The sequence below is a fragment of the Bacteroidota bacterium genome (genome assembly GCA_020402865.1).
Classification (GTDB): domain Bacteria; phylum Bacteroidota; class Bacteroidia; order Palsa-965; family Palsa-965.
In genome coordinates, this window is sequence record JADBYT010000002.1 from 102,177 (window position 1) to 115,142 (window position 12,966).

The 12,966-nt window shown below is 40.8% G+C and carries 12 protein-coding genes; 3 read left to right on the forward strand and 9 right to left on the reverse strand.

The window, feature by feature from the left end:
- Window positions 1-6: 6 nt before the first annotated feature.
- From IM638_01500 to IM638_01535, 8 genes are all read right to left on the reverse strand, one after another.
- Window positions 7-1,794 (reverse strand): hypothetical protein, encoded by a 1,788-nt coding sequence (locus IM638_01500; GenBank protein MCA6361687.1) that lies wholly within the window; start codon window positions 1,792-1,794, stop codon window positions 7-9.
- A 9-nt stretch (window positions 1,795-1,803) separates the two neighbouring features.
- Window positions 1,804-2,421 carry a gliding motility-associated C-terminal domain-containing protein gene (locus tag IM638_01505; GenBank protein MCA6361688.1) on the reverse strand — a complete coding sequence of 206 codons (618 nt, stop codon included), beginning with the start codon at window positions 2,419-2,421 and terminating at the stop codon, window positions 1,804-1,806.
- Window positions 2,422-3,395: 974 nt separating this feature from the next.
- The gene (locus IM638_01510) at window positions 3,396-3,926 is read right to left on the reverse strand and encodes a hypothetical protein (protein ID MCA6361689.1); all 531 of its coding nucleotides are present in this window, start codon (window positions 3,924-3,926) and stop codon (window positions 3,396-3,398) included.
- 115 nt (window positions 3,927-4,041) lie between these two features.
- Window positions 4,042-4,392, reverse strand: coding sequence for a hypothetical protein (locus IM638_01515; GenBank protein ID MCA6361690.1), 351 nt, complete (start codon window positions 4,390-4,392; stop codon window positions 4,042-4,044).
- Between the two features lie 194 nt (window positions 4,393-4,586).
- Window positions 4,587-4,772, reverse strand: a complete 186-nt coding sequence (locus tag IM638_01520; protein ID MCA6361691.1) for a hypothetical protein — start codon at window positions 4,770-4,772, stop codon at window positions 4,587-4,589.
- 204 nt (window positions 4,773-4,976) lie between these two features.
- On the reverse strand, window positions 4,977-5,216 hold the full coding sequence (locus tag IM638_01525; GenBank protein MCA6361692.1) for a hypothetical protein: 240 nt from the start codon (window positions 5,214-5,216) through the stop codon (window positions 4,977-4,979).
- 167 nt (window positions 5,217-5,383) lie between these two features.
- On the reverse strand, window positions 5,384-6,232 hold the full coding sequence (locus IM638_01530; protein ID MCA6361693.1) for a hypothetical protein: 849 nt from the start codon (window positions 6,230-6,232) through the stop codon (window positions 5,384-5,386).
- Window positions 6,207-7,205: a hypothetical protein gene (locus tag IM638_01535; GenBank protein MCA6361694.1), complete on the reverse strand. Its 999-nt coding sequence runs from the start codon at window positions 7,203-7,205 to the stop codon at window positions 6,207-6,209. The genes IM638_01530 and IM638_01535 overlap by 26 nt, the downstream gene beginning before the upstream one ends.
- Before the next feature lie 304 nt (window positions 7,206-7,509).
- Between IM638_01535 and IM638_01540 the strand changes: the two genes are divergently transcribed.
- Window positions 7,510-9,450: a 1-deoxy-D-xylulose-5-phosphate synthase gene (locus IM638_01540; GenBank protein ID MCA6361695.1), complete on the forward strand. Its 1,941-nt coding sequence runs from the start codon at window positions 7,510-7,512 to the stop codon at window positions 9,448-9,450.
- 29 nt (window positions 9,451-9,479) lie between these two features.
- On the opposite strand, the gene IM638_01545 is transcribed toward IM638_01540, so the two are convergent.
- Window positions 9,480-10,127 (reverse strand): HAD family hydrolase, encoded by a 648-nt coding sequence (locus tag IM638_01545; protein MCA6361696.1) that lies wholly within the window; start codon window positions 10,125-10,127, stop codon window positions 9,480-9,482.
- A gap of 240 nt (window positions 10,128-10,367) precedes the next feature.
- Between IM638_01545 and IM638_01550 the strand changes: the two genes are divergently transcribed.
- Entirely contained in the window at window positions 10,368-11,510 is a 1,143-nt protein-coding gene (locus tag IM638_01550; GenBank protein ID MCA6361697.1) for a site-specific integrase, read from the forward strand.
- 17 nt (window positions 11,511-11,527) lie between these two features.
- On the forward strand, window positions 11,528-12,937 hold the full coding sequence (locus IM638_01555; GenBank protein ID MCA6361698.1) for a hypothetical protein: 1,410 nt from the start codon (window positions 11,528-11,530) through the stop codon (window positions 12,935-12,937).
- The last annotated feature ends 29 nt before the right edge of the window (window positions 12,938-12,966 follow it).

Here is a 12,966-nt window from a genome sequence, read left to right on the forward strand (position 1 = left end):
CAAAATTTATAAAGACGAATATTGCCACTCCTCCAATACAATATCAACGCCCTGTCTCGAAGTAAGTATATGTTTCAATGGCAATCCGTCTAAATTGTAAGTATAGGTATGTCGATAAACACGCACGCCATCTTCCAAATAACTCATTTCCACCACACGACCTGATTCATAACGACTGATCCATTCGTTGTATAAACCGTCTGCTTTGTTGCTTCTGCTTATGTAATGATAAGCAGTATCACCCCGGCTGTTCAGACTCAGCGAATCATAGCTGTGCAATCCGTTCATGCCGAGACTGTCGGTAACTAAGCAAATTCCTTTATCATTCCACACGTAACGGATACTGGTCTTTTCAGTTGTTGTGTCGCAACTGATATCTTCTGTAATGCACTGTCCTTTTGAGTTGTAAGTGTAGGTAATTATAGTTTTTGAAAGATGTACAGAATCTTTCGATACTGTTTTCTCTTTTCGGATGAGTCGGTTGTTTTCATCGTAGAGAAATGTATCCCGGTGTGATTTCCCTGCTATGTGATATTCCTGAAACACATTATGTTGTAGTACACTGTCCCAAGCAAATGTTACGTAAGGTTTGAAATAATAGCCTGAAACATACAGATTCGTTTTTAATCTGTTTACAGGAATATCCAGTTCAGAGAGGCGATGATAATCTGTAGTAATTGAAACATTCCCCTTTTTTGTGTATGAATACATATTCACAAAGTATCTGTCAATTAGAAACGTCAGTACCTGATTTGTTGAATCATTATAGTAGTTACGAATAACATCGTATTTGTTTTCTGCCGTATGATAGGTTATTAATGGGAGTATGTGAGATGTGCCTTCATAACTCAACAAACGTCCTTTTTTATCATATATCCATTTCCCCTTTACCGGTTTTCGAAATGCAAATGCTTTAGAAAAAGCATCCATATTTTCGTTGTAAATATATCCGCGCATCCGCAGTGGCCGTCCATCGCGTGTATAGCTGCATTTTACATGTTGCCTGAATTCTTTTCTCCACGCATGTGTGCGCATACGTTTCAAACTTCCCTGTTTGTTGTAGGAATACCAGGTAAATGCGGGTCTTATACTCATCGAATTCGAACGGAGTGAATTACTTACAAAGGAAATTTTACCCGCTTTGTTATATCTCACTTTTAATATACGTTCGCCCCTGTATGATACGGTTTTTGTTTTTCTGATTCGGTCTGGATAATATGTGTACGCCACATCTATTTTCTTCAATCCCTCTTCTATCCGCTCATGTAATAATAAGCTATCCTTCGACCAAGTTTGAATAAGTGTAGCTCCGGCACTGTATTTTTCAAGATATAGAAGTCCGGAGTCAGTACGTAATACTTTTTTTGAAAACAGTACAATTTCATCGGGCAGTTTGCCTGTGGAATCGGCTACAGGTTTTTTTGAAAGCAGAATGGTATGAAAAGCGGTATCGCCATTGGCATTATAGCGCCACACTTCGCGCCACTGGTCTTTGTGCGTAATCGAATCATAAGAAATAAGTAAATACACAAAACGCCCGGCTGTATCGGTTTTCAGGGTGCAACTGGGTTCGTTAAGCGATTGGGTAATGATGGTTTGCGAACGGGCTGTGTTGTTGCTTTGCAGATAAATTTCCGGGCGGCCAAACCAATGCGGAGTGGTTTGTGCGTTTACAAAGTGCGGCAGTAGAAGAGTGAAAAGCAGCAGAATACTTCGTATTACCCGATACAAATATCCTGATGCTGCATGATGCAAGTCTATATACAGATATGTAAGTAAATTAATTGCCATCATAGAAAATCACTACCTGATTAACGTCACAAATCCGGCAATATTAGTTGTTGCAGAAGCAGAGGTGGCCGTAAGAATCCAGTAATACACCCCATCGGGTGAAGGCGAGTTATTAACGTTTCCATCCCATCCTGTATCCGCCTTACCCGAATAAAGCTCTTTTCCCCAGCGGTTGAATACCCTCAGCGAATATTCAATGCTATTGGCGCAGTTGGGTGAAATTGTGCCTGTGGGAAGCCGGAACATGTCGTTTACTAAATCGCCATTGGGTGTAAATACATTGGGCATTGCCAGTTGCGGAACCGGATTTATATTTCCTCCGGGCGCACTCTGGCTTTCCTGGGGCGAGGCTGCGCCATACAGGCCATCAAACTGTTGCATTGCGCTAACCACGCAGAAGGGGGTTACGGCTGCGGTTTGCGGATCTACTTCAAAAATGGTGCGTCCGCCTGTGGCAAACATTCTTACGCTATCGGTGCCTGTTATCAGGCCGGTACAAGTATCAACGATGGGCTGCCCCGAAGTAATGATGCCGAAAATCGGATCAGTGACAGTTTGCATATTGCCTATAAGCTGCAACCCAAAGGGGTTGAGCGTAATGCGCACCAACTGTTGCGATAAATCGGCCATGTACAAATCGCCATTATAAAAAGTAAGATCGCCACCTGCCACATAAGGAAAAAGCGAACCTACAAGCACCCAGCTGTTGTTCACCGGATCGAGTCTGTACAGATCATTACTGGCTGAGTACAGCACACCGTTGGCATCACTTACAAGAGCCACTTCAACTGCCGTCGGAAACGGCGGTGCGCCTGCCACCAGCGTGGTGGCTGCCGTGCTGGTGTTTATGCTCACCAGTCCGTTAATATCAATGCCATAGAGTGTGCCGTTGGGCGTAAGCGCAATATCGGCCTGCGGATTGCCGGTGTTGCCAATGAGTGTGCTGGTGCAGTTGCTCAGGTCAACAGAAATTAAATCGGCCAGGGCGGTACACACGTAAATTATTTGTGAGCGAACGGGAACACTGGCAAGTAAAAAACAGAATAAAATAATTGATTTAGTAAAATGGCCGAATGGGGTTTTCATACGTTCAGCATTTTGTGTACTGATGCCGGGTGTTTTGTGGAGAACTGATTATGAAAGTTACATAATAATTAACGAACATTCAACAAGACCCTGTACAAATTCTGTGTAAGTAATGTGTGGCAACATCCTTCGGCTGTTTCAGCCGGTTTGCACTTACCGTCCGGTTTTAGGCAACGTGTAAAGCTAATTTACAAAACGTGTAGCCGCATTATCTACATCTCATCGTGTAAATAATGCAGTAATGCGATGTAATTAAGGGATAAAATAACCTGTTCTGTGTTAAGCAGCAGCAGGTTTTATTTACCGGTTAAATATACAGGCAAAATCATAAACATATTGCACACCATATCCTTTAGCAGGCAGCAATATATACTGATCTACTGTAAAAATGGAAGATATCCGGGGAGTTTAATTCACGGAATTTTGACAAAGCAGATGAATAGACTGTAGGCAATTCTTCCAATGAATAACTCATTGTGGTACTTCTTGTTCGTCTAAATATAGTGTGATGGATATCGCTACCCTCCATTTTTCTTGGCTTTCACCCATAACCCCAAGGCAAGACTAATTCTATGATCCGAAATTTCAGAAGATCTATATCTATTTATGAGATAAGAATAGATAATTTCAATGCCACCAATATCCAAACCGATAGACGGATATGCCGATATGAAGTTGGTTTGATTGAAGTTTGTTGTATAGTCAATACCAGCTCCCAATCTAATTATTCCAAGTGTTAAGGGATAAGACCTGAAATGCGCTTCCAAATTCGAATTGATAAATTGCTGATCGTTGAATTTTGTATAGTTCAGTGAAAACGTTTGTCCAGTGTTAAAAGTAAAAATTCCTGCTTCATTGTCGGATTTTTCTCTTTTGTATTGAATGCCATACATCAGGTTTGAAGACATCCACGAAAATCTTCCTTGCAGGTAATGATAAGTAGAAGACATTTCGGCACCATACAATCGATCGGTAATTTTTATCTTCTCCTGAGCAATACAGGAAGATGAGAAAAGAATGAAAACCAAAATTAGTTTAAGCGAATTCATATAGTAACCTATTAAGATTTCAGATATAAGTTGATATGTTCAATTAAGGTAAAAACGATTTAACGAGTCAAAAATTTTATACCAATAATTAATGTCTGCGATTCTAGCAGCTTACTTAATCCATTTTTATGTAACCCGATAACCAGCAAATGCTTAATCCTATAAAGAAAAGCCCGACTAAAGTTGCTAACGTAAATGAAAAATAGTTGAAACCCTTTTCTTTTTCTAAAACAAATTTTTTTGGATCATCAGGGTCATATATGATAATTACAGGTTGATTAATTAAGTTTGAGTATGTTCTTAGTTTACTCAAATCTGTCGTGGTATAAACATAAGGCTTCTCTTGTATGAGTTGGCCTGTCTTTGTTGTAAATTCGATAAGAGGTGTTTTATTTCTGTTCCAACTTATATGATATCCGATTATTTTGCCTTCCCATTCAATTCCCTTTTTGTGTATTCTTGACATAAAACGGAATGCTCCAAATGCAACATAACAACAAATTATTCCCAGAATTAAAAAACAGAATGCGGGTTTGATGAACGCGCACAAAGCAAAAAAATATTGCAATTCCCTTCTGATGTTTTACTATAAAATTCATTGGATAAAGTTCGAAATTATGAAATACAATTACTCGTATTGTCGTAGATCTCAAGTTGACTTTACTTCACTGTTAAAATAGTTGTTGCACTTAAACTATCACCAGTTTCAGGATCAACTTCTGAAAACACTTCTGGTCCCCAAACAGAGTAAGGACGAATAATTTCGTAGCTGTAATACCTGAATACCTTGCCTTTTGGCGGATTGGGAACTGTGAAATCTCCGTTTTTGGGCAAACGTTTATCCATGTATTCTTTGCCTATAAAACGAACCGTTGTGCCATTTACTCCTACGCGCCAGTCGAGTTCGAGCGAACTGTCGGCGGCTTCTATATAATATCCATGCTCGTCAAGGTTGAATTGTAACTGGCCTCTTGCGTCAAGTTCATCTACATTGTCATTTTGAGTTTTTGCTTTATTATGAATATCTGCAAGAATCCATTGTTGACAATCTCAAAAGGCAAAGTAGTAGGTGAGTTCAAGTGTATCTATTGGCATTTGGGGCGGCATTATATCCTTATCCACCAGATCTAAACGGGAGACACGTTCTTTGATGGCTAATTGCGAAATTACCTTTGCGGTGTCAAAGTCACCAACCAGCATTCGGGATGTAGCTGGGGTTTTGTTTTCTGCTGTTTGGCAGGAAAAGGCGGCGAGAACGACTATCAGGGTTATGCAGTTGATTGGATGCATGCAGATTAGGTCTAATCATTATTTCTTGGTAAAACTGCTGCTGAATATTTTTCAGTGAATCTTTAGTGCTAAACAAGTTAATCAATTTCAATTTACTCATTTCAAATTCAGCTTCTTTATATATCGCTGAACTTCTCGTTCTACTTTCTCAAAATCGGGTAAATCTTTTATTTGTTTGTTTCGTTAATACCGATTTTAATTTCTTGTAGCCATTCGGTTATTTCCTCAACAGTTTTATTTAATGCTCCTGCAATAATTTCAGCAATGGCCTTTGCATTTCCTTTTGCTGAAAGAATCCCTACAACTCTCTCGGTTAATTTTTCATTACGTTTCAAAAACTTACTCATTTCCCTGCCTAAAACCCTTGCTGATATTTTTTCCAGCGATTTGTCATCATCGAATAAGTCATTGTGATCACTCCAAATGAGTTCATCATAAATGTTGAAGAAGTGAATAAGAATGTCTGCAATATCAATCAGGTCATCTCTTCGTATTTCTGGACGGTCATCATAAGCAATCAGTTTTAGTAATACGATCCCCGGCAAGGTGCATACTTTAAACGTTATTTTTTCTTCAAAACTTACTTCAGGAATACCTTCTTCAAAAACTTCCTTCATGCCGTCCACATATATGGTGGTCATGCCTGTTCCCTTAACAGTTACTTTTCCTTCCTTTTCAATTTCTCCGAAAGGAAGAATATCAATTTGCCTGCGGTTAGGTGCAATCAATACAAAGGCATTTTCCTTATAACCTGTAAACCCTTCCTTGTTAATTAAATAATCTTTAAGTTCTGCAAAGTGTTCACTGTTTTTAATTAGAATTCCGAAATCAATATCACTGGTTGCTCTTCTTGGTGTAATGTCTTTCAATCCTCGCATCCATACCTCACGCGCAAGAGCACCAACTAAATAATAGTCAATGCCAAATTTTGCGAACCCCCTTTCAAGAGCTTCTAAAATTTGGAGAATTGATGTCTCCTGTCTGATTTTATTAAAGTCGGTTACTAAGTAGCTCATCGTATATTTTATTTGCTGTTTCCATGCTTCTTCTATCGCCTGTGTTCATAAGGTCGGCGTATGCAAGCAGGGGATGAACTGTAGTTTCATCAAATGTGTTCTGCCCTTTCCAGAATTTTTTGTATGCTCTTACATTTCCATTTGGATCAGGAATCAGGCGATAATTTTTTATGAGATTGCTTCTTGTTTCATCAGTATATAATGTAAATATTTCAGGTAGCAAATAGTTTGTGATTATGGCTCCTGCTGGTTCACCTCCCCAATAAGTTTGGTTTTTATGCAACGCAATATTTTTCCATTGGGTGTAATCATCATTTCTCAGAAATCGAAAATTGCCGATGTGTAAAGTAGGCTTTAGTTTTTCTTCAAATTGCATTACCCACTTTTGAAGCAGATCGCGTTTATTGATAAGTTGAATTTCATTTTTGTTTATCTCAATCAGGAATTTAAATTCTTTCAGTCCTTTCAATATGTAGTTGATGTTGCCTAACGCAATTCCCGCTTCTTTTGCAATCGCACGCTGTGGTTGATTAATCAAAGTTGTATTTGTAAGAAAAAGATAAATCACTTTTAATCCTGCGGTCTTAAATGCTCTGTTCGTTTTTTCTGTTTCCTTTTTTTCAGCTTTATGGCCTTCAATCCATAAATGATACTTGGGTGTTTGCAGAAAAATATTTCCTGCCATGTCCAAATAACAGATACCTAGTTTCCGCAATCTTTCCTTTATTTTCGGGAAAATGGTTTCGGCTATCAATAGGAATTTTTTGTTGTTTCGTGCCAAATCCTCAATTGCAGGTATCTGGTGGTTTCTGATTTCTCGTTTCACTTCCACCAAGAACAATTCCCGGCTATTTTGTATTGTTAAGTTCACCTCACCTTCAACCCCCTTTTTTTGCGTGATTCTGTAAGTGCCCTCAAAGCCAGTATGCTTTCTTAGGCTCTCTAAGGCCGTATGAACTATTTTTTCTTTCATTTTCTAAAATATGTTCAGTAAATATATTTGTTCACGAACCGTGAACATACAAATATAGTGAACACGGTATTAGTTAAACAAATTTTTTTGGACCTCTCTTGCAAAAAATCCTGGATAGTAATCAATTGAAAATAAGGCAAATATTATAACACAAAAAAACATTTCTAACATTCGAGTATTCTCCCGGCCCCCAAAAAAAGCAATTAACACCTTTTACCAAATCTCCCCACCCCAAAACCCCCGTAAATCCCCCCAAAATCCCCCCGCATAAACCTTTTTGCACTACCTTTGTTTAGCTTTAGCAATGAGTACACCCACCCACCAACCCGAGTTTCAGGCCGGAGAACTCCTCCGGAACATCGAAATTCCAGCCGATCTGCGCAAACTGGCCGAAGAAAAACTTCCCCAGCTTTGCGATGAACTTCGTCAGTATATCATTGATTTAGTGTCGGTTAAGGGCGGGCATTTTGGTGCCAGCCTGGGTGTTGTGGAGCTTACCGTGGCGCTGCATTATGTGTTTGAAACGCCCCACGATCAGCTTGTTTGGGATGTGGGACACCAAGCCTACGGACACAAGATTTTGACCGGCCGCCGCAAGGTGTTTCATACCAACCGCATTTACAAAGGCATTTCTGGTTTCCCCAAACGCTCTGAAAGCGAGTATGATACGTTTGGCGTAGGCCACTCGTCAACCTCCATTTCGGCGGCGCTGGGCATGGCGGTTGCCGCCAACCGCAAAGGCGAACACGACCGCCAGGTAGTTGCTGTAATTGGCGACGGCGCCATGACGGCCGGCCTCGCATTTGAAGGCCTCAACCACGCAGGTATCGAAAAAAGCAACCTGCTGGTGGTGCTCAACGACAACTGCATGAGCATTGACCCCAACGTGGGCGCGCTCAAAGAATACCTGAACGACATTACCACCTCGCACACCTACAACAAGGTGAAAGACGAGGTGTGGAAAGTGCTCAGCAAGTTTGGCCCCGATGCACAGAAAATGGCATCGAAGCTCAGCGACGGACTGAAAACCGCGCTGCTCAAGCACAGCAACCTGTTCGAATCACTCAACTTCCGCTATTTCGGGCCTATTGACGGGCACGATGTGGACCGGTTGGTGAAAGTGATGCGCGACCTCAAAGACATTCCCGGCCCCAAACTCCTGCATGTGGTTACGCGCAAGGGAAAAGGCTTCAAGTTTTCGGAAGAAGGTAATCCTACGCTCTGGCACGCGCCGGGGCTGTTTGACAAAACCACCGGTCAGCTGGTGAAATCGCCCAACAACGGGCCTTCGGCGCCGAAGTATCAGGATGTGTTTGGCCACACGATGGTGGAACTGGCCGAAGCCAATCCGAAAATCATGGGTATTACGCCGGCCATGCCCTCGGGCTGCTCGCTCAATATCATGATGAAAGCCATGCCCGAACGCGCAATCGACGTGGGCATTGCCGAACAGCATGCGGTAACGTTCTCGGCCGGACTGGCCACACAGGGTATGGTGCCGTTCTGCAACATCTATTCCTCGTTCATGCAGCGCGCCTACGATCAGGTGGTGCATGATGTGGCGCTGCAGAACCTGCACGTAGTATTTTGCCTCGATCGCGGCGGACTGGCGGGTGCTGATGGCCCCACGCACCACGGCGCATTTGATCTTGCCTATTTCCGCTGCATCCCGAACATGGTGGTGAGCGCACCGATGAATGAACAGGAGCTGCGCAACCTCATGTACACCGCACAGCTCGATAAAAATGCCGGGCCGTTCTCGATCCGCTATCCGCGCGGCAACGGCGTGATGCCCGAGTGGCGCGCTCCGCTTGAAGAATTACCCATTGGCAAAGGTCGCAAAGTGCGTGCAGGCAAAGATGTAGCCATTCTTACCATAGGCCATCCCGGCAATTTTGCGGTAGAAGCCTGCGAAACACTTGCCGCCAAAGGCATTCAGGCCGCGCATTACGATATGCGTTTTGTGAAGCCGATTGATGAAGAAATGCTGCACGAAGTATTCTCGAAGTACAGTGCGGTAATTACTGTGGAAGACGGCTGCATACAAGGCGGTTTCGGCAGTGCGGTAATTGAATTTATGGCCGATCACGGCTACTCCGCAAAACTCAAACGCCTCGGCATTCCTGATAAATGGATTGAGCACGGCGAACAACCGCAGCTCTGGAAAGAATGCGGCTTTGATACGGATGCCATTGTGAATACTGCGGTGGAGTTGGTGGAGAAGAAGAGTATAGTAACCGTGTAAGTACACATGCAAAAAAAACACCGGCTTTGTTATTTAGAGCCGGTGTTTTCATTTGTATCAAATCCAAACATTACATCGAGAAAATCGGCGGACCGGTTGATGAGATTTTCTTTCCAGTTCCGTTTTTCTATAGTACGCATGTTGTGTACATTGCGCAGACTTTGCAGATAGAATGCGAGATAATAAAGTTCTTTATCATCGGTCTGGCCTGTCCATTCATTCACATAAATCGCATTGCCGTAATTAAACTGCACTTTAGCCGGTGTATCGTCCACAATCAACATACGGTTAATATCCCATCCACGCTTGCGGAGTTTATTCAGTTTTTTGGCATACAGATAATTACCAAAACCGTGCGGGCTAACCAGTGAGGTTTCGTCAAACGCAGGAAAATAAGGTGTGCAGCGCGAATTGCCCCATACAAATTCCAGCGGAATATCTGCTGGAAAAATCCGCTTAACTACTTCAGCTACATAATCATCACTGGCCGATGACCAGACAGCAAGCTGATAGTGCGGTTTTACGAACTTAAGGAAATAGTGGAGGTGAGGGCGTATATATACGGAGTAGTTAAACACACTGAAGTCAGCTTCACGAGCCAATGGTTTGGGAGCAGCGTGAATAAGGGTTTCGTCGAGATCGAGGATGAGTAATGCGGGGTTATAGGGGGGATTCATAGGGTGGTTAATTGTAAAGCGAAGTTATTGATTTTGTACGGCAAGTCTGGAGACTTGCGAAAGTTAAAAGTAAACTCAAAAACCAAACAGATAACAACACAAAACATATATAGACAAACTATTGTATATCCATTACTTACGGCATTTTGTTTGATTCCTATTATTTGTATTTTCTCTGATATTTAGCTCAGATTTGTACCTTTGTTGTACCTCAAACAGTCGAGGTACAAATATTAGCCTATGCCTATCAAAGTAAAACTCCGTCAAAAGAAAATTTCCCAAAACAGGCAAAGTTTATACTTAGACTTTTACCCTGCCATCATTAACCCGGAAACAGGTAAATCCACACGGAGGGAGTTTTTGAACTTATACTTATACGATAATACCAGAAACCCTATTGATAAGCAGCACAACAAAGAAACGCTGCAAATAGCCCAGCAGATACGCCAGAAACGTGAAAACAGTTTGAACAAACCGGAGGTTTACACTGAGCAGGAAAGGGAACATCTGAATAAAAAACAGTTAGGCGAAAAGGACTTTTTGGCCTATTACATAGCACTTAAAGATAAGCGGCACGGAAGTAACCGCGAAATCTGGGCTGCCGCATATTCATACATTGAAATGTTTGCTAATGGAAATTTGAAATTTTCCGATTTAACACCTCAGTTTTGTGATAATCTTAGAGAGTATCTGCTCAACTCAAAAAGTCTGAGAAATCAAAATTTAATGATAAGTCAGAACACAGCATCCGGGTATTTCAGAACTTTCAAAACTGCACTCAAAAAGGCCTTTAAAGACGGATATATTCAAACTGATATTAGTACAAAAGTGGCCGCAATTCCTCCCGCCGAAACATTTAGAAATTTTCTGAGTTTGGAGGAGTTAAAAAACCTTGCAAATACAGAATGTGCAGACCCTCTAATTAAAAGAGCGGCGCTGTTTTCTGCTCTTACCGGGTTGAGGTTTTCGGATATTTCAAATCTTACATGGGGCGATGTGCATTTAAGCGATACACAAGGCTGTTCAATACATTTCCGGCAGCAAAAGACAAAAGGGGTTGAAATCATGCCTATTTCAGCGGATGCGGTGGTATTAATGGGAGAACGAAAAGAAACACACAAACAGGTTTTCGAGGGGCTTAAAAAATCTGCATACGGCAATGTATATATGTACAGATGGCTGGGGGCTGCCGGTATTACCAAACACATAACATTTCACTGTTTCAGGCATACTTTTGCTACTATTCAACTCTCTTTAGGTACAGACATTTACACGGTTTCAAAAATGCTGGGACATCGGGAGTTATCCACAACTCAGGTTTATGCCAAAGTAATTGACAAATCAAAGAGAGAGGCGGCAGACAGGATTAAACTGGATTTGTAAACCCTAATAGAAACAAAATGAGAGAAAGGCATTTTTCATTTGACGTTGAACGCATTACCCCTCTAAAGATGTGTGGTAAAGTAGTTATGTATGAGTTTAAAACAAGCGGGGGTTTTGAATATCCTTTTGAAATACAACCAACAAAGGGAGAACATGATTTTTCAACCTGCGAAAAATGCCAAAAATCGCTCAGTGACTTAACGAAAAGATTTACTGAAAAGTTCAACGGCAATAAACAAAAAAAAGGATTTCCATTATGCTGTCCTTATCACTCAAATCTTGTAAATATTAAAGAGTTTAACCGTGATTTTATGGTGAACGTTCCGGCAATGGTTGCCAGAAAAATAATTTACACAAACCAGCATATTATCAATTATCACAGTTCTGAAAATTGGTATAAACAGATTACGGATTACATAGATTACGCTGTGGATAGCTTTGGGAAAATGCCTAAAGACTGCGGGGAACCCTTGTATTTATCAGATTACTTTGATTATGTGACTGATCTGCTCAAACCAAATACAGTGATTAACTCAAAAAAGAAAGAGCAGATATTTGATTTTATTAACGCCTATAAGCAACCGGCAAAAAGCTACAAAACCGATTTACAATTACTGCTAAACATTTATCAAAAGTGGCTCAACGAATTTCCTTTTGAGTTGAATAGTTACTTCGGAAATCTGAAACAATACTTTGAAAATAGCTTACCATTACTAAATGGCACATCCGAAATGAATATTTATTCTGGTTGGGCAAGGGTTAAATTTCATACCAAAGCCAGCCTCATTATGCTAATAGAAAATATTACAAAAGATATACTAAATCAAATAAACGGGGTTTCGCTATATGAAAAGGGATTAATTACAGATACAAACAAAATCCAAATTGAACTCTTAATTAGCAGCCGTAAACTGAAACTAAATGCAGGGTATAAAAGCAGTTCAAAGGACGAAGAACAACGCTACCGGAAAATATTAAAAGAGTGGTTAGAAGATGAGAAAAAATTCTTTAAGGAGTTAGCCCCTTTATTATCTCAATCAATAGCGGTAAATCAAAATCCGAAACAGGAAACCAGAGCAGAGAAACTATCTAAAATATTTGCTCAACACGGGTTCAATGAATTAGATAAAGTGAAGAATTTATCTGAGCCTAACAAAATCAAATTAGTTGAATTAATCGCTCAAAATAAGATACCCTACATTGTGGCAATGTTGGATTTTTTGGGTTTTTTCACTTTGCTTAAAAAAGATTATTTCGGAAGCGATGATAAGTTATATAAATCAATGAGCAAGTGGTTTGACTGTGACGAAAGAGCAATAAAAGGTAATAAAGCGGTACTAAATGAAATATCTAAAGAAGATAGGAAAAGATACACTGCCGACCAGCAGAAAGAAACAGTAAAAAAAGACTATGAAAAATTAAAATAGGGCGTACCCCCCTATTGTTGCCCCTAAAT